The organism is Fimbriimonadaceae bacterium (genome assembly GCA_019454125.1).
In the GTDB taxonomy this organism is placed as follows: Bacteria; Armatimonadota; Fimbriimonadia; order Fimbriimonadales; family Fimbriimonadaceae; genus JALHNM01.
Map to the genome: position 1 here is coordinate 998,485 of CP075365.1, position 20,520 is coordinate 1,019,004.

The 20,520-nt window shown below is 62.8% G+C and carries 21 protein-coding genes and 1 riboswitch; of the genes, 15 read left to right on the plus strand and 6 right to left on the minus strand.

From position 1 onward, the window contains the following. Positions 1 to 4: 4 nt before the first annotated feature. Positions 5 to 117: riboswitch (TPP riboswitch) on the plus strand. A gap of 81 nt (positions 118 to 198) precedes the next feature. Genes KF733_04940 through KF733_04985 form a run of 10 tightly spaced genes read left to right on the plus strand, consistent with a single transcriptional unit; the run spans position 199 to position 12,201 of the window. Further along, the gene (locus tag KF733_04940; protein ID QYK56829.1) at positions 199 to 960 is read left to right on the plus strand and encodes a prepilin-type N-terminal cleavage/methylation domain-containing protein; all 762 of its coding nucleotides are present in this window, start codon (positions 199 to 201) and stop codon (positions 958 to 960) included. A 29-nt stretch (positions 961 to 989) separates the two neighbouring features. After that, entirely contained in the window at positions 990 to 2,438 is a 1,449-nt protein-coding gene (locus KF733_04945) for an NADP-dependent isocitrate dehydrogenase (protein ID QYK56830.1), read from the plus strand. Positions 2,439 to 2,496: 58 nt separating this feature from the next. Beyond that, a complete protein-coding gene (gene egtD / locus KF733_04950) occupies positions 2,497 to 3,531 on the plus strand; it encodes an L-histidine N(alpha)-methyltransferase (GenBank protein QYK56831.1) in 1,035 nt (344 codons plus the stop codon). Further along, complete coding sequence (locus KF733_04955; GenBank protein QYK56832.1) at positions 3,528 to 4,814, plus strand: SUMF1/EgtB/PvdO family nonheme iron enzyme; 1,287 nt, start codon at positions 3,528 to 3,530, stop codon at positions 4,812 to 4,814. Before egtD ends, KF733_04955 begins: the two co-directional genes overlap by 4 nt. Positions 4,815 to 4,826: 12 nt before the next feature. After that, positions 4,827 to 5,561, plus strand: coding sequence for an ABC transporter ATP-binding protein (locus KF733_04960; protein ID QYK56833.1), 735 nt, complete (start codon positions 4,827 to 4,829; stop codon positions 5,559 to 5,561). Further along, positions 5,558 to 7,039 carry an ABC transporter permease subunit gene (locus KF733_04965; protein ID QYK56834.1) on the plus strand — a complete coding sequence of 494 codons (1,482 nt, stop codon included), beginning with the start codon at positions 5,558 to 5,560 and terminating at the stop codon, positions 7,037 to 7,039. Before KF733_04960 ends, KF733_04965 begins: the two co-directional genes overlap by 4 nt. After that, entirely contained in the window at positions 7,036 to 7,761 is a 726-nt protein-coding gene (locus KF733_04970) for a hypothetical protein (GenBank protein ID QYK56835.1), read from the plus strand. Before KF733_04965 ends, KF733_04970 begins: the two co-directional genes overlap by 4 nt. A gap of 1 nt (position 7,762) precedes the next feature. Continuing rightward, a complete protein-coding gene (locus tag KF733_04975; GenBank protein QYK56836.1) occupies positions 7,763 to 9,070 on the plus strand; it encodes a hypothetical protein in 1,308 nt (435 codons plus the stop codon). Positions 9,071 to 9,103: 33 nt separating this feature from the next. Next, a complete protein-coding gene (locus KF733_04980; protein QYK56837.1) occupies positions 9,104 to 10,795 on the plus strand; it encodes a cation:proton antiporter in 1,692 nt (563 codons plus the stop codon). A gap of 5 nt (positions 10,796 to 10,800) precedes the next feature. After that, on the plus strand, positions 10,801 to 12,201 hold the full coding sequence (locus tag KF733_04985) for a hypothetical protein (protein ID QYK56838.1): 1,401 nt from the start codon (positions 10,801 to 10,803) through the stop codon (positions 12,199 to 12,201). Here KF733_04985 and KF733_04990 read toward each other — a convergent pair. From KF733_04990 to KF733_05005, 4 genes are read right to left on the minus strand one after another with little or no spacing between them, the layout of a single operon-like run. Then, entirely contained in the window at positions 12,178 to 13,128 is a 951-nt protein-coding gene (locus KF733_04990; protein ID QYK56839.1) for a glycosyltransferase, read from the minus strand. The genes KF733_04985 and KF733_04990 overlap by 24 nt on opposite strands. Next, complete coding sequence (locus tag KF733_04995; GenBank protein ID QYK56840.1) at positions 13,098 to 13,796, minus strand: hypothetical protein; 699 nt, start codon at positions 13,794 to 13,796, stop codon at positions 13,098 to 13,100. Before KF733_04995 ends, KF733_04990 begins: the two co-directional genes overlap by 31 nt. After that, positions 13,793 to 14,506, minus strand: a complete 714-nt coding sequence (locus tag KF733_05000; GenBank protein QYK56841.1) for a hypothetical protein — start codon at positions 14,504 to 14,506, stop codon at positions 13,793 to 13,795. The genes KF733_04995 and KF733_05000 overlap by 4 nt, the downstream gene beginning before the upstream one ends. A 27-nt stretch (positions 14,507 to 14,533) precedes the next feature. Beyond that, entirely contained in the window at positions 14,534 to 14,680 is a 147-nt protein-coding gene (locus tag KF733_05005; GenBank protein QYK56842.1) for a hypothetical protein, read from the minus strand. A 75-nt stretch (positions 14,681 to 14,755) separates the two neighbouring features. On the opposite strand from KF733_05005, the gene KF733_05010 reads away from it, so the two are divergent. From KF733_05010 to KF733_05020, 3 genes are all read left to right on the plus strand, one after another. Beyond that, on the plus strand, positions 14,756 to 15,766 hold the full coding sequence (locus KF733_05010; GenBank protein QYK56843.1) for a hypothetical protein: 1,011 nt from the start codon (positions 14,756 to 14,758) through the stop codon (positions 15,764 to 15,766). Position 15,767: 1 nt separating this feature from the next. Further along, positions 15,768 to 16,847 (plus strand): hypothetical protein, encoded by a 1,080-nt coding sequence (locus tag KF733_05015; GenBank protein QYK56844.1) that lies wholly within the window; start codon positions 15,768 to 15,770, stop codon positions 16,845 to 16,847. A 422-nt stretch (positions 16,848 to 17,269) separates the two neighbouring features. Beyond that, positions 17,270 to 17,827, plus strand: coding sequence for a GNAT family N-acetyltransferase (locus KF733_05020; protein QYK56845.1), 558 nt, complete (start codon positions 17,270 to 17,272; stop codon positions 17,825 to 17,827). Here the strand turns inward: KF733_05020 and KF733_05025 are convergent. Beyond that, on the minus strand, positions 17,824 to 18,879 hold the full coding sequence (locus KF733_05025; GenBank protein QYK56846.1) for a YchF family ATPase: 1,056 nt from the start codon (positions 18,877 to 18,879) through the stop codon (positions 17,824 to 17,826). The two genes, KF733_05020 and KF733_05025, sit on opposite strands and share 4 nt — an antisense overlap. Then, positions 18,876 to 19,016 carry a hypothetical protein gene (locus KF733_05030; GenBank protein ID QYK56847.1) on the minus strand — a complete coding sequence of 47 codons (141 nt, stop codon included), beginning with the start codon at positions 19,014 to 19,016 and terminating at the stop codon, positions 18,876 to 18,878. Before KF733_05030 ends, KF733_05025 begins: the two co-directional genes overlap by 4 nt. Positions 19,017 to 19,094: 78 nt before the next feature. On the opposite strand from KF733_05030, the gene KF733_05035 reads away from it, so the two are divergent. Both KF733_05035 and KF733_05040 read left to right on the plus strand, forming a co-directional pair. Beyond that, positions 19,095 to 19,907: an ABC transporter permease gene (locus KF733_05035; protein QYK56848.1), complete on the plus strand. Its 813-nt coding sequence runs from the start codon at positions 19,095 to 19,097 to the stop codon at positions 19,905 to 19,907. A 16-nt stretch (positions 19,908 to 19,923) separates the two neighbouring features. Further along, positions 19,924 to 20,466: a hypothetical protein gene (locus tag KF733_05040; GenBank protein QYK56849.1), complete on the plus strand. Its 543-nt coding sequence runs from the start codon at positions 19,924 to 19,926 to the stop codon at positions 20,464 to 20,466. Positions 20,467 to 20,520 lie beyond the last annotated feature (54 nt).

The window sequence follows — 20,520 nt, forward strand, 5'->3', positions numbered from 1 at the left end:
AGCAAAGTTCCGCAGGGGGTGCCGTAGCCGGCTGAGATGAGTCGCGTAGAGTCGCGACCTGTCCCCAAGAACCTGATCTGGGTAATGCCAGCGTAGGGATTGCGGCGAGCCTTACCGAAGGCCTCAGGGGCCAATGGGATGCGCCGTCCAGCAATCGCCGGACGGCGCTTTCTTATTCTGAACCCAAGAGGCCGACCGTTGAACAAAAGCAAAGCGTTTACGCTCATCGAACTTCTCGTCGTCATCGCGATCATCGCGATCCTTGCCGCAATCCTTTTTCCCGTTTTCGCCCAGGCGAAGCAGTCTGCGAAGAACACGGTTTGTCTGTCGAACGCGAAACAGATCGCGCTTGCCGTAAAGCTCTACCAAGGCGATGCAGACGACAACATGCCGATCTTTTACGCCTACAACACCGAGCCAGGGCCGAAGGATCCGCTGCACAAGGGGACTGAACGGCTCCTGCTCCCTTACAGCAAGAGCAAAGACATCTTCCTTTCGCCGAACGACTTTGGCACTCCGTTCCAAAAGCGCGACGTACCCGGGACAAAGAACTACTGGCAGGCTTATGGGTCGTCCTATAGGTTTACGAAGTGCCTCCACACCGTCGTCGAGGGCGAGTCTCGCCAGAACAACGTGCCTTTTGACTACTCGCAAAGCGTTACGGAGACTATGGTGGAGTTTCCGGCCGAAGCCCGCGCGTTGCGCATTGAGATCTTCCCGTTCTTTTCGCGACAGAAAGACCCGGACTGTGAGAAATATGGCTACGATTGCGACTCCCCCTATGACTACTACAGTCAGTGGTCTCCGACCGGGGGTTCCGTCGTCTTCATGGACGGCCATGCGAAGTGGACAAGCGGCGCGGGCCAGTTTGATCAACAAGTCGTCTCGTGGGAAGGGCACCGCTCGAACGACCCGAACCCGGACTCTTGGTCCGGGACATGGTACGGAGCGTGCGACTGAGGCAAGGGCCAAGCTAGAATAGCGGGCGCATGTCTGCGCCCGTTCCCATCACAGTCGCCTATGGCGACGGCATTGGCCCCGAGATCATGACCGCGACCTTACGCATTCTTGACGCGGGAGGAGCAAAGATCCAACCGGAAATCGTCGAGATCGGCGAGAAGGTTTACCTTCGTGGTTTGACTGCGGGGATCGAGGACTCCACTTGGGAGAGCCTGTGCCGCACAAAGGTCTTCTTGAAGGCGCCGATCACGACTCCGCAGGGCGGAGGCTTCAAGAGCCTTAATGTAACGGTCCGTAAAACCCTAAGCCTCTTCGCGAACGTGCGCCCATGTGTGAGCTATTCGCCTTTCGTGGCCACCCGGCACCCGGGCATGGACGTCGTGATCGTGCGCGAAAACGAAGAGGACCTCTATGCGGGAATCGAGCACCGGCAGACCGACGACGTCTATCAATGTCTAAAGCTGGTCACTCGTCCGGGCAGCGAGCGGATCATTCGGTACGCGTTCGAGTACGCCAAGGCCAACAACCGCAAGAAGGTGAGCTGCTTCACGAAGGACAACATCATGAAGCTGTCCGACGGGCTTTTCCACAAGATCTTCAACGAGATCGGCGAAGAATATCCCGAGATCGAGAAAGACCACTGGATCATTGATATCGGAGCGGCGCGCCTGGCCGACACCCCCACGATCTTCGACGTGATCGTGACGCTCAACCTCTATGGGGACATCATCAGCGACATCGCCGCCCAGATCACGGGCTCGGTCGGACTCGGCGGTAGCTCGAACATTGGTGATTCCTGCGCGATGTTCGAGGCCATCCATGGCTCGGCGCCGCCATTGGCGGGTAAGAACGCGGCGAACCCGAGCGGACTGTTGCTTGCCGCCGTGATGATGCTGGTCCACATCGGACAGAAGGAAGAAGCCGAGCTTGTCCACAACGCCTGGCTAAAGACGATCGAGGACGGCGTCCACACGGCGGACATCTTCAACCAGGGCGTCAGCAACCAGCTCGTCGGCACCAAGGAGTTCGCAGACGCGGTCGTGGAGCGCATTGGGAAGAAGCCTTCGCGCTTGATCCCGGCCAGTTACGACAAATCGTCGCGATCCGCCCTCTCGATCCCGCCCCCTAGAGAGATCCCCCCTGCGAAGAAGGAGTACGTCGGGTTCGACCTCTTCGTCCACGACCGGTCGCGCAAGGCTGAGAGTTTTGTGGACTTGGTCCAGCAAGCGGCGGGGGAGGCGTTCGAGCTCGTGCTTGTCACTAACCGCGGCGTCAAGGTATGGCCCGGCGGTAACCCGGAGACGTACTGTGCGGACCATTTTCGGTGCCGCTTGATGGGGAAGAACCCGCCCGTCACCCACGCGGAAATCGCCCAGGTCTTGGTCCGAGCGGCGGAGCTGGGCATCGACTTCATCAAGACCGAGGGTCTCTGCACGTTCGACGGAGAACCGGGGTTCAGTCTTGGACAGGGCCAATAGGCCCTTTCCGCGGGAACCGGAAGGGCGCACAACCAATTTTGGAGACGTAAATATGGCAATGCCGAGGACGACACGGCCCGATGGCGTCTGCGCGGACGTCCGTGAGCGGTTGTCCTTTTTCGAGGTTGCCCCAAACCGCCCCGGGGTCACCTTGGTGGGTGCCGTCCGAGACGGGCTCCTGGCCCCGCGAAAGAAGTTGCCGAGCCACCTCTTGTACGACGAGGAGGGGTCGCGGCTTTTCGACCTCATTACTGAACTTCCGGAATACTATCTGACGCGGTGCGAACGGGCGATCCTTGAGAAGTACGCGCCAGAGATCGTGGCCGGCTTGGGTCAGGAGATCGACCTCGTCGAATTCGGTTGCGGGAGCGGCGCCAAGACCCGCGCCATGCTCCGCGCCACGACCGAGACCCAGGGAACGACGCGGTACATCCCGATCGATATCTCGGGCGAGCACATGCGGGCTTCGGCCTTGGCGTGGCTCGCCGAGTTCCCCAAGCTTGAGGTCCATGCCCTGGCGGCCGAATACCGCGACGGGCTCGACGCTGTGCCGGACGGCGACCGCGCCCGGCTCTTCCTCTTTATGGGGAGCAACATCGGGAACCTGGAACTGGAGGAGGCCACGTCGTTCCTGAACGACGTCCGAAGGCGCATGAAGGACGCCGACGGCCTGCTCATCGGCTTCGACCTTGTGAAAGACCCCCGGGCCCTGATCGCGGCGTACAACGACGCGCGAGGCGTCACCGCGCGGTTCACGAAGAACCTCCTCGTCCGCATCAATGCCGAGCTCGGCGCGGACTTCGACCTTGCGCATTTCGAGCACGACGCGCAGTGGGAAGCCGAGAAGGAGCGCATGACGATGCACATCGTGTGCACCCGCCGCCAGTGCGTCAGGATCGAAGCGCTCGACCTCTTCGTGCCCTTTGAAGAAGGCGAGAAGATTTGGACGGAGATCAGCCAGAAGTACACTTTGGACTCGATGCGAAGCCTTCTTTCCTCAGCGGGGTTCGAATTGGGCCACGTCTGGCACGACCCGGACCAGTACTTTGCGGTCGGGCTGGCCCGCCCGGTGGGGAAGGACACTCTACGGTGAGCCCGATAGCCGTCGACACGCGCAAGGACGCCTTGCGCCGCAAGCTCTCTGAGGTGCGCCAGGCAACGCTCGATTTGCTGGACACCGTGCCGGACGACTTCTGGCGGAGGCGGATACACGGCTTCTACTCCCCGATCGGGTGGCACTTCGGCCACGTGGGCCGCACAGAGGAGTTTTGGGCGTGCCACCGCGCCATGCAGTGGCCCGTCGCAGACGACCGCCTCACCTTCCTCTTCCACGACTGCCCCGAGAACCCGAAGGACAACCGTGTGAACGTGCCGGACCGCGAAGGCTGCGTCGCCTATCTTGAAGAGACGCGCGCCTCCGCCCTAAGGGCCCTGGAGCAAGCCGATCTCGGCGCGGACGACCCGCTCATCCGGGCCGGTTACGCTTGGGAGTTTGCCTATCAGCACGAGTGCCAGCACCAGGAGACCATCTTGGAGATGCTGTGCCTCATCCACCAGGAGCTCGGATCCGCTCCCCAAGGCCCGGCGGGGGTCGAGGAAGCAGGACCCACCGGCCCCGAGTTCGTCCCCGTCGCGGGCGGGACGTTCGTGATGGGCACGGACGACCCCTTCGCCTATGACAACGAGCAAGACCCGCACTCCGTGACGGTGGCCCCTTTCGAGATCGCCCGGAGGCCCGTGACGGTTCGGGAGTGGCGCGACTTTATCGCCGACGGCGGCTACAAAGCGGACCGGTACTGGTCGTCTGAAGGCGTCGCATGGCGCGAGGCGAGCTCGGTGGTGCGCCCAGAGTACTGGCTGGAAGACCTCTGCCACGCCTATGGCGTGCGCGGGCCAAGAGAACTCGAACCGGACCAGCCGGTCCAAGGCGTCTCGTGGTTCGAGGCCGAGGCGTTCGCCAACTGGAGCGGGTGCCGGCTGCCGACGGAAGCGGAATGGGAGAGCCTTTGGGGAAGTGCGCGGTGGCCTTGGGGCGAGCAGGATCCCACACCCGACCGTGCCAACCTCCGGCCACAGGCGGAGCACCCAGTGCCGCCACCGGACGGCGGGGCGACCACGAGCGGCGTCCTGGGCCTGGCTGGCGGCGTCTGGGAATGGACGTCAACCCCGTTTTCGCCCTATCCCGGTTTCTCCGCCTTTCCGTACGAAGGTTATTCCGCCGCCCACATGGACGGCCGTCACCGCGTCTGCCGTGGAGGGTCGTGGGCGACCTCGCCCGCGATCGCCCGCCGCACGTTCCGCAACTGGTACGTCCCGACGTACCGCCAAGGCTTTCTCGGGGTTCGACTGGCGCGTTCGACCGCTTCTGGCGGGTAGGGTTGCAGACTCGTGGTCGAATTCCGCGATGTGAGCGTTTCCTACGGCCCGCTGAAGGCCGTTGACGGGGTGGACTTGACCGTGCCGGACGGGCGGACCTATGCCCTCATCGGCCCGAGCGGGTGCGGCAAATCGACTCTGTTGAGGTGCGTGGTCGGTCTCGTTTGGCCGACCAGCGGCTCGGTGAGAGTGCAAGGCGAGCCCGTTACGCGGGAGCGAGTCGTGACCTTGCGCCGAAAGCTGGGCTACGTCATCCAGGACGGCGGCCTTTTCCCGCACCTTACGGCCCGGGCGAACGTGGAAGCCATGCCGAGGCACTTGGGCTGGGACGGGACCAAGACCAGAGAACGGACGCGAGAGCTGGCCGAGACCGTCCACCTCGCCGAAGACGCGCTCGACCGCTACCCTGCGGAACTGAGCGGCGGTCAGCGGCAACGGGTCGCGCTGATGCGCGCGCTCGCCTTGGACCCGCCCGTGCTGCTGCTTGACGAGCCGCTCGCCGCGCTCGACCCCATGGTCCGGAACTCCTTGCAGACCGAGCTCAAGGAAGTCTGTGACCGGCTCAAGAAGACGGTGGTGCTCGTCACCCACGACATGGCCGAAGCCGCGTACCTGGCCGAAACGATTGTCTTGGTGCGTGAAGGCCGCATCGTGCAGCAAGGCTCGCTGGATGAGCTCCGCTCTAGGCCGGCCGTCCCGTTCGTCGAAGAGTTCATCGCCGCCCAAAGGAGCCTGGTGGCGCTGTGAGGGTTCACGCCTTCCTCCTCTGCCTGCTTGCCGGGTTTGCCGCCGGGGAGACCGTCACGGTCGGTTCAAAGCGGTTTGTGGAGAGCTACGTGCTCGCGGAGATCGCAAAGGGCCTGGCGGAACGCGAGGGCCTTACCGTCGACCATAAGCAGGGGATGGGCGGGACGGCCGTCCTTTGGCAAGCCTTGGAAGGGGGCCAGATCCAGGCCTATCCGGAATACACGGGGACGATCAGCGAGGAGATCCTCAAGCTGAAGGGGAAGGCGACGCCCGAGCAGCTGAGCGAAGGCTTGAAAGCGCGCGGCATCGGCATGACGGCCGAGCTCGGTTTCAACAACACCTACGCCTTCGTGATGCGCGAGGACAGGGCAGAGCGGCTTGGGGTCGCCACCATAAGCGACCTCTTGCGGCAACCCGACATGCGGGTGGCGCTGACCCCAGAGTTCTTGAACCGGAGCGACGGCTGGCCCGCAGTCAGCCGTGCCTATGGCCTCCCGCAAAAGGACGTCACGTCCGTCGACCACGCCCTGGGTTACCAGGCGCTCTCGAGCGGCCGGGCCGACGTCAAGGATGCTTACTCCACAGACGCCCAGATCGCAGACCTGAAACTGCGGCTGTTGGTGGACGACAAAAACTTCTTCCCGGCGTACCGGGCCGTCTATCTCTACCGGCTTGACGCCCCCAGGGCCCTGGTCGCGGCTTTGGAGAAAGCGGCGGGCACGTTGGACGAGCCGAAGATGACGGCGCTGAACGCCGAGGCGACCCGTACGACCGACTACGCCGCCGCGGCCCAGAAGTACCTTGCCGAACAGCCTGCGGGCGCGGCGGCCCCGGAGGCACCTGCCCCACAACGGGATTTGCTGGCAGAGACGATGCAACTGGTCGGCCAGCACCTGACGATGGTTGCGGCGGCGGTGGTCCTCGGGGTGGCGGCAGGCGTCCCCCTGGGCGTGCTGGCAGCGCGGGGCCACCCGCTCGGTCAGGCAGCGCTGGCGCTTGCCGGAATCGTCCAGACCGTGCCGAGCATCGCCCTCCTCCTGTTCCTGATCCCGGTCTTCGGGCTCGGGGCGGGCGCGGCGATCGCGGCCCTTTTCCTCTATTCGCTTTTGCCCATCGTGCGAAACACGGCGGCGGGTCTGCAGAGCGTGCCCCTCTCTATCCGAGAGTCAGCGGCTGCCATTGGTTTCGAGCCGGGCGCCCAGTTGCGAAAGGTGGGCCTGCCCTTGGCGGCCCGCACCATCGTCGCCGGGATAAAGACCAGTGCCGTCATCAGCGTCGGCAACGCGACTTTGGCCGCGTTCATCGGGGCGGGCGGCCTGGGCCAACCGATTGTGAGCGGCCTCGCCCTGAATAACATCGGAGTGATGATGCAAGGTGCTGTCCCCGCCGCGCTCCTCGCCCTCGCCGTGCAGTTCGCGTTCGAGGGGGTCGAGCGACTCGTGGTGCCGGAAGGGCTGCGGCGGGAGGCAGCCCGTTGAGCGAGGTAAAGCGCCGCATCTCGCTGGCCGAGCCCGTCACCCAGCTGAAGTCCATCAAGATCGTGGACAACGGCGAGCCGCTGGTCGACTACACCACGCTCAGCCCGCGGATCCGGGTGAGCCGCCCGCGCTTCCTCTATAAGCGCGTCACCTATCTGCGGCAGTCCGTCGCGGAGATGCTCTTTCGCGCGGCGGAGGCGCTCCCACCGGGATACTCGCTCTCCGTGATCGAGGGGTGGCGCCCTCCCTACATCCAGCGTCGGATGTACCTCTCGACTTGGGCCCGCTTCAAGGCCAGGAACCCGGAGTGGAGCGACGCGCAGCTCCGTAGGGTCGTCAACCAGTTCACTGCGCCGATCCACGGGCGCGTACCTCCTCCGCATTCGACTGGCGCCGCCTTAGACGTCGTCCTGAGTGACAAGGACGGCAACGAATACGACCACTCGAAGCCCTACGAGCTTCACGACGCCCGGTCGTTCGCGTTCGAGGCGCCTGAGCTTTCGGCCGAGTCCCGCGAGTACCGGACGATCTTGGCCGGGGCCCTTCGCGCCGGCGGGCTGACCAACTACCCCAGCGAGTGGTGGCACTGGTCTTACGGCGACCAGGGCTGGGCGTACCGGACCGGTGCCCCCCATGCGATTTACGGCCCCACCGAACCGCCCGATTGGGCCGGGGCCCCAGAAGACATGCACGATGGCCCCCTCGTCTGGGCAGAAGCCTAACGTGGTCTGGATCTATAACCTGCTGATCGTCCTGACGTTCCCCCTCTGGGTGCCCTGGATGCTGTTGCGCGCGAGCCGCCGCAGCGAGAAGGTCGACTGGAACCAGAGGCTCGGAGACTACCGCCTCCCGAAGCGAGACCCGGCCCGGCCACGGCTCTGGCTGCACGCGGTCTCGGTGGGCGAGGTCGTTGCCGCCCGCCCCGTCCTGCGCGCCTTGCGGCGGCGGATGCCCGAAGCCGAGGTCGTTCTAAGCGTGACCACCAGCAGCGGCCACCGCACCGCCCGCGAGACGGCCGAAGGGCTCTACGACCACCTCGTCTACTTCCCGATCGACGTGCCGCGCTTTACGATCGGGGCCCTGGTGCGGGTCCGGCCGGCCGTCGTCGCGATCATGGAGACCGAACTCTGGATGAACTTCCTCTGGGCGTGCGACCTGGTCGAGGCCGAGACCTTCGTCATCAACGCCCGCATGAGCGACGGCGCGTTTCGCCGGGCGAAGTTCGTCCGGTTCTTCTACCGCTCACTGCTCTCCTACGTGGACCGAGTCCTCGCCCAGACCGAGACCGACGCCGAGCGCTTCCGGTTCTTGGGCGCACGCGAAGTCGAAGTCCTTGGCAACACGAAGTTCGACGAGGCGGCGGACGCCCTCCCTGGCGCGGACGGCCAGGACCGCGTCGACCTGCGCCAGCAGTTGGGGTTCTCGCCCGACGACCCCGTGATCGTGGTCGGTTCGACGCGGAGCGAGATTGAGGAGCACCTCGTGCGGGACACCCTGCTGGACCCCTCTCTGGCCGAGGCCCGGGTCGTCTGGGCACCGCGCCACATCGAACGCGCAGGACATGTGGAGGCCTGCCTCCGCGTTGTGGCAGACCGACACGGCGGCGAAGTCCGACGGCGGTCCGCCGCCGAAACGGGGAAGTACCTCGTGCTCGATACTTATGGCGAGTTGGCCCGCCTCTACGCCGTAGGAGACGTGGTCGTGGTCGGCGGCGGGTTTGACCGGCTTGGCGGACAGAACATCCTCCAGCCATTGGCCCATGGGAAGCCGGTCGTCCATGGCCCGCACATGGGGAACTTCCGCGACGTGAGCCGTGCCGCCCTTCGGGCGGGCGCCAGCTTCGTGGCGGCGGACAGCACCTCCCTCGCCGCTACCCTATCGAACCTGCTCATCGACGCCGAGCGTCGGCGCGAGTGCGGCGACGCGGGGCGGGCCCTGGTCGAATCCAACCTTGGTGCAAGCGAGCACTACGCCGAAATCCTCGCAAGAGCGCTCGAGGAAGCTAAGACTCCCGCCTCCGCAAAGGTCTAGCGCCCGACGGACTCCTGGTACAACGGTCAAAGGATGCACCGTGGCTGGGAGCTTCTGCTCGACCTTCTCGTGACCTTGACCGCCGCCACGGTCTTCGGGCTGCTCATGGAGCGGATCCGACAAAGCTCGGTCGTGGGCTTCATCATCGCCGGGGTCATCGTCGGGCCGAGCGTGGCTAGGCTCGTCCAGGATCCCGACACCGTCACGGTCATCGCCGAGCTTGGCGTCGCCCTGCTCCTTTTCACGATCGGCCTGGAATTCTCACTGCAACGTTTGATCCGGCTCGGCCGGGTCGCGACCTTAGGAGGGCTGCTCCAGATCAGCTTGGTGACGGTCGTGACCGGGTTGGTCGCCTTGGCTTTTGGGCTCGACTGGCGGGCCGCCCTCGCCCTTGGCCTTGTCGCGAGCCTTGCCAGCACCGCCGTCGTGCTCCGACTGCTGAAGACGAACAAAGCGCTGGAGGGCGCCCACGGCAAGAACTCAATCGGCATTTTGCTCATGCAGGACGTCGCCGTCGTGCCCATCGTGATCCTCCTGACCACTCTGGGGACGTCCGGCGAGAGAGCCGCGCCGCTCGGCGAGACCCTCATCAAAGCGAGCCTCCTCGTCGGCGCCTTGGCCCTCTTCGTGATGCTGGTCCTGCCGCGAATGCTCGACACGAAGACTTTTGCCCGAAACCGAGAGTTCGCGGTCCTCGTTGCGATGGCGACCGCCGTCGCCGCCACCTGGGGTGGGCATGCGGCCGGGCTCTCACCCGCCCTTGGCACCTTTCTCGCCGGGTTGCTGCTGGCCGAATCACCCTTCGCACACCAGATGCGGGCCGACGTGAACGCCTTCAAAACGCTCTTCATCACGCTCTTCTTCGCCTCGATCGGGATGGTGCTCGACCTTCGGTTCGTGGGTGAGAACCTCGGGATCGTCCTCGCGACCCTGATCCCGGTGATGGTCGGCAAGGCCGTCCTCACCGCATTGGCCTGCCGCCCTTTCGTGGCGTCCTTCGTCACGTGCCTGGCGGCGGGACTCGTGCTTTCCCAGATCGGGGAGTTCTCCTTTGTGGTTGCCAAAGTCGCCCAGAGCGGCGGTTTGCTTTCTCCGTTCGTGTTCCAGCTCGTGATCGCGGTGAGCGTCCTGAGCTTAATCGTAACTCCGTATATCGTTCCGCGGGCCGTGCCTTGGGCAAAGTGGGTCGCGCTCCGCTTCTTCCCGAAAAGGGCATTAGCTGTGGAAGAACGGGCCATGCGCCCGAAGCGGTCGGGCCACGTCATCGTGGTCGGCTTCGGCGAGGCCGGCGAGCAGTCTTGCATGGCGATTTCGGCCGCCGGCCACCAAGTGCTTGTGCTGGATACGGATCCGCGACAGGTGAGGCGAGCGGAGGCACAAGGCTTCGAGGCGCATCTTGGCGACGCCACCCAGGACGCCACTCTCGATAGGCTGAACTATCAGGATGCGCTTTGCTTGGTCGTGAGCGTGCCGGAGCCGTTGGTCTCCGCCCAGATTGTCGGCATGGCGAAATCGATCTGCCCGCATGTGCGGGTCGTCGCCCGTGCCCGGCACCACGTGCTGGCGGCAGAGATCCAGGCGGGCGGCGCCGATTTCATCGCGGACGAAGAGGCCCTCGTCGGTCAATCGCTCGGCGACCTGGTTTCCGTGTGCGCCGCCGAATGGCGACAGGGACAAAGAAACGACTTTAGGGACTCCAGTCCTTTGAAAAGCGCGTCAGAATAAATAGAGTGCGGCGCTATTCGACTGGCTTCTCCTCACGCTTAGCCCTTTTCGGGGTCTTTGGGCTCGGGCTTTCTGCGTGCGCCTATCCGGAAGTTTTTGAGGCTTCCGAGCGGAGAGCGGTCCAAGAGTATTGGCAGAAAGTCGGGAAGATCGTCGTCGAATCCGCCGGCCCAAAGGGGCAAGAATGGGTAGCGCGCCAAACCGCCGAAGGCTCGCAGTACCTCCACGCAGTCCTTTACTTCCGGGGCAAAGATAAGCTGCCCCCCAACCAGGCAAACTCGGGTGCGCCCAGCTCGGTGGCTGCCTGGCAAGCATGGCTCGACCGCAAATACGCATTCGACGGCGAAAGGGCGGAGATTGAGGCCGCGCGACGCGACGGGCGACCTGCACCCCCGACAACGGCGCTCGACCCGGGGCCCGCTCCGGCGGACATGGTGGCTGCGCTTGGCGAGCCTCCAGAGTTGGTGGCCGCGACCCGTCCAAAGCGCTACGCATTGACCTTTGATGACGGCTACCATGTCGATTTTGTCGACAACGTAAAGGTTCGTCCGAAGTATCCCTACTACCGTTTTACCGACGGCGTTATCGCTTACGGAACTCGTTTGGGTGAAGAAACCCCCGAAAGACTCCGTGCGACCTTCGCTGCCGCGGGCGTTAGCGACTCTCTCCAGAAAGTTATGATCCGGGTTTCCCGCCTAGAAGGGGGATTCGCGTCGGTGAACACTTATGACACGGGCGTCGTGAGCGTCGGCTTTATCCAGTTCGCGGCGCTCCAACAGGGAGGAGGTTCGCTAGGGCGGATGTTGCAGTGTTTCAAAGGTTCTTCGCCAGAAGAGTTCCATAGTTCCTTTAGGCGCTATGGCATTGATGTCACAGATGATGGCTTGGTCGCGGCGGTGGACCCCTCGACCGCAGAGGAATACATCGGCGCCGAAGCTTGCATGCTTATTGTGCGCGACAAACGGCTCACGGCTGTCTTTCAGCGCGCCGGCGAGAAGTGCGAGGCGTACCGCGTCGCCCAGGTGGTGGCGGCGCGTAACGACTTCTGCCCTGACCAGGATCGCATCCAGTTGAACCTTGGGGGGAAAACCGTCTCCGTTTGTTTTGGCGATGTTGTCCGATCCGAGGCAGGCTTGGCGACCCTCATGGACCGTAAAGTTAACGTTGGCAACTTGAGGGAGGTGGCCCGGACACTGCAACGTCTTGTGGACGCCTATGGGATCACTGACCTAAGCGGTTTGCCTAGTGTTGAGTACGACCTCATCCGCGCAAGTTCTTATCGAGAAGATTTTCTTGTAGCCGCCGACCTCTCTCAGCCTCGACAGGTCGCGGCCCCGCAGTCTCGTGCGGGAACGCGCGAGATGCGAAAGGGCTCGACCCCTTCAAAGAAGGCGTCTAAAAAGTGAGGTAGGCAGGAAAGTCGCGAGATAGCGAAGACGGCTTTGCCAGCGGCTCGGATTTATCCGTAAGGATTCTGCATAAGCGGCTCTACCCTCGGCCGCTTTTCCGTTTAGTGTTTTGACTGTTCCCAAGCAGGCCCAATTGTGCGCTATGGCATGGTTTAGCGCATCTTGGGAAAAGCGGTGTTTATAAGATTCCATCCGAGGTGCCAGCCATGACCTGAGAGTTTCATCATCGCGCCAAATTCGCTCAAGCTTGTGGCTCGCGTTTTCTCCATGGACGCGGTAGTCGGTCAGGAATTCATCGATATAGCCGACCTCATACTTCTCGGAAATCCTGATCCACATTTCCCAGTCGCCTGACCCAAAGTACGCGGTGTTGAAGCCACCCAGCTCCTCAAAACATTGGCGTCGCACCAGGGCCGCGCTGGCGATGATTTTGTTGGCATAAGCCAGTGCGAGCAGCACGTCGCCCGTTTCCGTCCGTGGAAACTCGAAGCCTAACGGCGAACCCTCCGTCACCTTGCCCGCGCCGTCGATGAAACGACCGTTCGTGTGCACCAAGCCGACCTTAGCGTGCGCGTCCATAAGCGCGACTTGCTTCCTTAACTTTTCTGGCCCCCACCGGTCGTCGTCGTTCATGATGGCGATGAACTCGCCGGTCGCGCGCTCAAGCCCGGCATTGAGAGTTCCGTAAGTCCCTAAGTTCGTCTCATTGAAGACAAGTGTCTTTGGACGCGTGTCAGACTGCAAAAACTCCCGGGTTCCGTCTTGCGACCCATCGTCCAAGGCGATAACCTCGAAATCTGTATAGTCTTGCGCATATATCGAGTCAAGGCACTCGCCAACATAACGAATGTGGTTGTAGCAAGTGACGAGGACGGAAACGCGGGGCACTGCAGTTAGTTGTTCAGCCGAACGTCGATAGACCAATCTCGGATGTCCAGGTCAGGATCCGGACAGTCGCCCACTGGTTCTATGCGTCCTGTATTGTCATTGGTCAGCGTACGACTTTGATCGAGACGGAACGTCACATAACTATTGATCTCCGTGAGGTTTCGGCTGTCACCAAGGGCGTCCCAAATGCGTCCCCCGCCGGTCACGTTCCGATTGTTCATCGTCAGGAAGTTCGCCTGAATACTATTGATGGAGTCTACGTTTGCCGCGCCAACTAATTGGCTAAGGTCGATCTCGAAGCCGATCGTGTCGCTATCGACGCCTCCTGGAAGATAATTGATCGGAACCCCGATTGGGAAGGAGGTTTCCAAGGTTGCGTCGGCGAATTGATAAATCGTATAGGGCGGCGAGTTAAGGGGGTTAAAGAGGATGTAGTGCGTGGCGTTGCCCGTGACGAAGCCGTTACCACCAGGGATCACGATCGGAATAGGGCCGTCGTCGGTGGGATTGGCGACCTCCGAAAGACGCAAGGGAATGATATAGATGTATGGGAGACCTCCCGTTGCTCCTGTGCGAATCTTGCCGTCGACGGCCATTCGAAAAACGAGCCGCTTTGTGAAGGAGGACGAGCCGTTACTCGGAAACTTTGCACACCCGGAGAGCAAGATCAACAGGGCAGAAAGGAGGAGGGCAAAGTATCTCATGTTTGCTGAAGCTGGAAGAGGATCCGCTTGCATTGTTCGCAATGCACCACACGATCCAAGGCGACCATTTCCAACGCGCGTTCTGGGACATGCATTCCGCACGCCGCACATTCCTTTAGCAGAGTGATAGTGCTCATGCCAGTTCCGAGTTTGTCCCGCAACCTTTCATAGCTGAAAAGGAGGTCTGGTGGCACAGCTTTCGCCAATTTCGCACGTTTGGCGACGATCGACTTATACTGGGCTTGAAACTCCTCGTGGCGTGCCTTCGCGGTGGTCTGCTTCCCCATAGCCTCGATCCGAATCGCATCAATGCGATCCGTATACTCCTTGGCCGCTTCCTGGGCAATCGGGATCTTCTCGTAAAGTTCGAGGAGGCGGTCGTCTATATCGGAGATATGTTTCTTGACCGACTCAATCTCTTTTTCAATAGCCTCTGCCTCTTTCGAACTGACGACACTTCCGCCAAAGAGGTCTTTGTTCAAGCGGGCGACCTTGTCCGATAAGCTCTTTTGTTGCAGTTCCAGGTCTAGCTGTTCGGTGTGCAGCCTCTTGGCCTCGTCAATGACAGAGGCCCCCTCCTGCTGAAGGGCCCGCATCTGCTCGGCCTCCTCTTTGCCGACGTCAAGGTTCGCCGCACGCTGACGCACCTCGAAGAGCGCGGCGTCCACCTGGTGCAACTTGTATAGCGCGAAGAGCCCTGTGTCCGCCATCGGCCTATTATGGGGCCACGCGGCGGATCACCTAAGGTCGGGGCGAGCGGTAAGATTTAGCAGGCCGAACCGGCCGGAGACCAGTCGCTCCCGGTGGACGTTAAACATGCAGATGCTGCGGATGCCCATGAGGTTCGCGACGTCGACCGCCTGGTCCCAACGGCCCGGGTTCACCTTGGAATCTAGGCAGGTGCGTTTCTCGGCGTCGAATCGGGGACAATCTCGGCAATCCATCGTCCTAATGACCAAATGTTAAGTTCCCTGGCTCTGCTCGCGATTGGCCAATCGGCCAGTGCGACCGTCTCTTTTAGCGACGGAAAATTCATCGTATCCGGTTCAGCGGGTCGCGTGCTGGTGCCGCTCGCGGTGGAGCCCGACCCGCTTGTGGCCGGCCGGTCTACGGACTCGGTGACCCTCAAGAACGGGCAGGTCACGGTCTCTTTCTCCAAGCAGGGTCTCAAGTTGACCGGGCCCGGGGGCACTCGATCGACGACGCTAAAGGAAGTGCCCGTGAGCGGAAAGATTTCCTCCCGCTCGTCCAATTCCGAGCTCATGGCGAAGGTGAAAGCGGGCGAGCGGCGGTTGGAAGTCACGGGGCTTTCTGGGTACGAGCTCATGGGCGACGACCTCTATCTTGTGGCGCGATGGGCCGGCAAGGACGGGAAGACTTGGCTGGAGACGTTGCTAAGGGTCGAGTCGTCGGGTTCGGCCGCGCCCACGGCGACGCTGGTCGGCAAGCTGCCGGGCTTCACCACGGGGCGGGGCGTCGTGGACGACGTCGTCGGTTCGCGCTTCGGACGGCTCGTCGTCCCGACAAACCGCGACGGGAAACTCGGGTGCGCGGAGATCGCGCCGGACGGCAACGGGCCCTGGACCCCGTTGAGCGCCTTCGTTTCTCGCGCCCTACCCTCGGCAGACGGCACAAAGGTTTTTGGCATTGTCGCGACGGGGCACAAAACCTTCTTGGTCGGATTTGGCTCGGTTAACGAGGCGAACTCCTACCACACTTCGGCAGAGATCAGTGGAACGGTCATGGGTTTCTACGACCCACACTATCTCGCCTATCGGAACGCGGACAAGGTCAATTTAGTCAACCTTTCGACCGGCGCGACCTTGGAATTGACGCCCGATAGCGGATTTCGGTATTCCAGCTACGGAATGTTAGTTTGGAGGCCCGAGAAGGCACCGATATTTGCCACTCTTTACGATGGCAGTTTCCGGCCCACTGCTTATTGGCGAAAACCCGCCCAATCCCAATAACGTGCGCCTTTTCATCAGTGCGGGCGAGGCGAGCGGCGACGCTTACGGGGCCGAGATCGTCCGCGCCCTTTCGCCAGAGCGGGGAAGCGTCGTCGCGATCGGCGGCCGAAGGCTGCAAGAAGCGGGGGCAAGGCTCCTGGCGGACTCCTCGACCTGGGGCGCGGTCGGAATTCTGGAATCGCTAAAGGTGGTGCCCAAGGTCTATCGAAGCTATGCGCGGGCTCGGAGCGACCTTGACGCCGACCCCGGCCTCTTTATCCCGATCGATTTTGGCTACGTCAATGTCCGTTTGGCGAAGAGGGCGAAGAGCCGAGGCTGGAAAGTCCTTTACTTTATTCCGCCCGGCTCCTGGAGACGGAGCGACCAAGGTGCGGACCTCCCGCAAATCACAGACGCAGTGGTCACGCCCTTTCCGTGGAGTGCACAGATTCTGAGAGATAAAGGCGTAGACGCCTATTTCTTCGGCCATCCGCTAAAGGAAATGGTCGCGCGGACTCCAGAACCGCCGTTTCGCGAAGGAATCGCGGTCTTACCCGGGAGCCGGACCCACGAAATCCAGCACAATTTGGAGGCGATCATCCCAGCGATCAACCGCCTCGGTTTACCCGCTAACGTGGCGCTTGCCCCCAATGTCCGGGAGAGTAGCTTCCTCGTTCAATGGAGGGCCCTGGGCGGCGGGGAAGTGACCCTGAGCCGCGACACTTATGCGGTGCTGAAGGGGGCTCGCGCCGGCGTGGTCTGCAGCGGCACCGCCACCCTGGAGGCGGCCCTTTCCAACCTGCCGATGGTCGTCGTTTACCGAGGGTCCAGGCTGATGCAGTTCGAGTACCGCATTCGACGGCCTAAGTTCGACTTCTTCAGCCTGCCGAACATCATCCTCGACCGGAAGGCGGTCCCGGAACTGCTCCAGGACGAGGCCTCGCCCGAAGGGATCGAGGGCCATTTGGCCGGGCTCTTGGCTTCCGGGTCGCTCCGAGAGGCGCAACTCCATGCGTTCGCCGAGATCAATGGGCTCCTTGGGGCCGAGAACTGCTTTGAGGACACCGCCAAAGTTGCCAGAAAACTCATGGGGCCGCAATAGGGTCCTGAACTTGGGAACGTTCTGCTCCCCTCCTTAGTTAGTCTGAGTGATCCTCCTTCAAGAAAAGGGACGCGGACGAAGGCGAGAGCGACCGATACGTCCCGGAAGCCAGGCAAAGCAAGAAAGAGAACAAGCGAGAATGGCGCCGGGCCTTGAGCGATCAAGCCCGGCCTCTTTTTTTGCCAGCCTCCTTGAAACCAAAGGGATCCGCTTGCGGCTCAGACGACCTCCAGAATCGCACGCAGGTGCCGAAACTAGGTGGTAGAAGAGATTCCTGGGCCAGACCGAGCGCTTGACTCCCTGGACACTTGGAACGACGAAACCGCAAACGAGACCTGGCCCGCATGGATCTGTCCTCTCCGTCCATACGGGCCTTTTTTATTGCCCAGATAGGGTTGCCGGCGAACGTATAGACTTCCAAGATGGTTGTCGGCTGGCAAGGCGACAGGGTGCGGCTCGTCCCCCTCGACATGGACCGCCACTTCGAGAACTGTGTCGCCTGGATGAACGATCCCGAGATCACGCAGTGGTTGCTTGTGGGCGACTTCCCGATGACCCGGATCGCCGAGCGCGAATGGTTTGAGGAGGCTTCTAAAGGCCGCACTGACGAGGTCGTGCTTGCGATTGAGACCCTGGCCGGCGAGCACCTGGGCACAAGTGGCATCCACCGCATCGACTACCGTCACGGGACCTGCTTTACGGGAAGCCTGATCGGCAAGAAGGAGCTCTGGGGCCAGGGCTATGGCAGCGACCAGGTTCGCACCCGCGCCCGCTACATTTTCGAGGTCCTCGGCCTGCGGATGATCATGACGGCCTACCTGGAAGGGAACGAGGCGAGCCGACGGATGAGCGAAAAGGCCGGATTCGTCGAGTGCGGCCGGTGGCCCAAGAAGTTCTGGAAGCGCGGGGCTTATCGGGACGAAGTCTTGTTGTGCCTGACGCGCGACCAGTGGCTCGCCCAGCAAGAGCCCGGCGTCTAGCTCTTGTTCCTGATGTGCAGGAGGTCGCCGTCCTGCACGACATATTCCTTTCCTTCGAGCCGCATCTTGTTCGACTTGTAGGCCGCGTCGAGGCTGCCTGCCTCGGAGTAGTCGGCATAGGAGACCACCTCTGCGCGGATAAAGCCCTTCGCGATGTCGTTGTGGATCGTGGCGGCGGCCTTAAGCGCACTGGAGCCGCGCCGGAGCGGCCACGCGCGCGTGTCGTTCTCGCCTGCCGTGAAGAAGGTCACCAGGCCCAGAGCGTCGTAGATCGCCCGGACGAGCCTGTGGCTGGCCGGTTCCACCAAACCCATGGACTGCAGGAACTCGGGCTGGTCCGCAGGGTCGAGCGAAGCGATCTCTTCCTCCAGGGTCGCGCACGCCGCGAACGCCTGGTTGCCCTTCGCTTTCATCTGTTCGATCCGTTGGGCGATCTCGGCCGGGGGGTCCGACGCGTTGTCTTCGCCCACGTTGAACACCACGACCGTCTCCTTCGCGCTGAGGAACTGGTAGTTGCGAAGGACCTTCTCGTCCTCTTCCTCCAGGTCCATGCGCTTGATGGGCGTGCCCTCTTCGAGCGGACCCTTGATGCGGTCGAAGACCGCTTTTTCCGCCGCGTCGGGATGGCCCGCAGTCCGGACGTTCATGGATTTTGCGAGCCTCTCAAGCCGGTTCTCGATGATCTGCAGGTCGGTGAGGACCATTTCGACCTCCACCGCCTCCTGGTCCCGCAAGGGGTCGATCTCGGCGTGGAAGGGCACCATCGGGCTCTCGAACGCGCGGACGACGTGCAGCAAAAGGTCCGCCTTGCGCGCTTGGTCCAGGCAGCGCTGGCTGAACATCTTGCCGGTCCCCGCCAAGTCGTCGATCTCGTCCTCGAAGATCACCGTGGCCGGGGTCTGCTTCTTCGGCTGGACCTGCTTGACGATCGCATCGAAGCGGGGGTCAGGAACCGGAACGGCCGTCACGCTGCCTTTTGCCTGGCCCTGCGAGGCGGCGCGGTATAGCGTGCTCTTTCCCGCCCCCAAGAAGCCGATGATGCCCACTTTCATCGGGGGTCTCCCTCAAACGTGACCTCGACCGGCCGGTCGCGCCATGCGTACGGAACCGCCCAAAAAGCTATCGCCGTCACGATGAGAATCGCGAGCGGTACCGCCCAGCGGCGGATCTCCTCTTGCCCCTGCCTCACGGCTGACGATTATAGGCCCCAAAGCGATGTGGGCGGGGCTCAGCGCCCCAGCAGGGTCGGCTACACTCTCGCCCAAGCATGGCAACCAGCCCGCGCGCCGTCGGCAATCCCGCGCCCCCGAGTTGGAACTCGCCCGTCGCGGCGGTGCTCGCCGTGCTGACGTTCGTCGGCGAGTGCACCCTACTCCTGGGCGACGCGTTCCGGCGCGTCTGGAAAAAGCCCCGCGAGGTCCAGGAAACGTTGAACCAGATGGCATTCATCGGGGTGGCGAGCGTGCCGATCGTCGTCCTCACCACGTTCGCCTCTGGGGCGGTGCTCAGCCTCTACAGCGCGGAACTTCTGGTCCGCTATGGCGCCGCGAACCTGGCCGGAGCGGCCATCGGCTTGGCGGTGACCCGCGAGATCGCGCCCGTCCTCACCGGCATCATGGTCGCGGCGCGGGCGGGGTCGGCGATGGCGGCGCAGATCGGCACGATGGCGGTGAGCGAACAGGTGGACGCGCTCAAGTCACTCAACGTCCATCCCACGAACTACCTCGTCCTGCCCCGCATCATCGCCTCGGTGACGATGCTGCCGATCCTGGCCCTCGTCGGGGTCTATGGCGGCGTCCTGGGGGGCTACTCGGTCTCTGTCTTCGTCGCAGGCGTTCCGGACGGGGCGTTCTGGCAATCGATCCGGCAATTCGTCGAACCGGCGGACTTCGTCAAGGGGATGGTGAAGACAGTGGCCTTCGGGCTGATCGTCTCCGTGGTCGCATGCCAACAAGGCCTTCGGACAAAGGAGGGTGCGGTCGGGGTCGGGCGAGCCACGACGAACACCGTGGTGATCACGATGGTCCTCATCTACGTCGCCAACTATTTCCTTACGGCCATCTTCTACACCGGTCGATAGGGCCCATACTTCCGTGATGCGTCCCACCCTCAGCTTGTTTGACGACCCGAAAGCGGACGCGGTCGCGGTTCCCTCCGCCTTGCTGGCCGGGATCGAGCGGCGCGGGAGGCGCGTCCTCGCCCTTGTGAATTCGCCCTCCGCCCGCCTTGTCGCGAGCGGGAGATTGCGCGAAGTCCTGGAGAAACCCGAGGAGACGCACGAGACGGTCAGCAAACTCGCCTTGGCTTCTGGGGGGGAAGGCAGGTCGGCCCTCGAGGCCGGCGCGGACGGGATCGTCTACCGGATCCTGGGCGCAAGCCCGGCACACACCACTCCGATGCAATATGGTGGCCACTTCTTGGAAGAAGACCGGGGCGTGCTCGCCGCCTGGGACGGGGCCGAAGTGGTCGTCCTGGTCGCGGACTTGCTCGAGCCTTACCTAGACTTCTGCGCGGACCTTCCCGGTGCGACGTTCGCATGGCTCGCGCCGGTCCCCGTCGCCGAAGTCCGGGCGATCCGCCCTGGTCCTTTGGCAGCGAACGCCCCCGAGGCTGACACACTGCTCGTCGCCCTTCCCTGATTCACTGGTCCTTCTTGCGGGTGCCTGCGGGAGAGGGCACCGACCTGCCATGAT

What these genes read in the sequence shown, in the direction of transcription:
- KF733_04945 (QYK56830.1), top strand. Translation starts at nt 990, where the DNA reads ATGTCTGCGCCCGTTCCCATCACAGTCGCCTATGGCGACGGCATTGGC.
- egtD (QYK56831.1), top strand. Translation starts at nt 2,497, where the DNA reads ATGCCGAGGACGACACGGCCCGATGGCGTCTGCGCGGACGTCCGTGAG.
- KF733_04980 (QYK56837.1), top strand. Translation starts at nt 9,104, where the DNA reads ATGCACCGTGGCTGGGAGCTTCTGCTCGACCTTCTCGTGACCTTGACC.
- KF733_04995 (QYK56840.1), bottom strand. Translation starts at nt 13,796, where the DNA reads ATGAGATACTTTGCCCTCCTCCTTTCTGCCCTGTTGATCTTGCTCTCC.
- KF733_05000 (QYK56841.1), bottom strand. Translation starts at nt 14,506, where the DNA reads ATGGCGGACACAGGGCTCTTCGCGCTATACAAGTTGCACCAGGTGGAC.
- KF733_05010 (QYK56843.1), top strand. Translation starts at nt 14,756, where the DNA reads ATGTTAAGTTCCCTGGCTCTGCTCGCGATTGGCCAATCGGCCAGTGCG.
- KF733_05020 (QYK56845.1), top strand. Translation starts at nt 17,270, where the DNA reads ATGGTTGTCGGCTGGCAAGGCGACAGGGTGCGGCTCGTCCCCCTCGAC.
- KF733_05025 (QYK56846.1), bottom strand. Translation starts at nt 18,879, where the DNA reads ATGAAAGTGGGCATCATCGGCTTCTTGGGGGCGGGAAAGAGCACGCTA.
- KF733_05035 (QYK56848.1), top strand. Translation starts at nt 19,095, where the DNA reads ATGGCAACCAGCCCGCGCGCCGTCGGCAATCCCGCGCCCCCGAGTTGG.
- KF733_05040 (QYK56849.1), top strand. Translation starts at nt 19,924, where the DNA reads ATGCGTCCCACCCTCAGCTTGTTTGACGACCCGAAAGCGGACGCGGTC.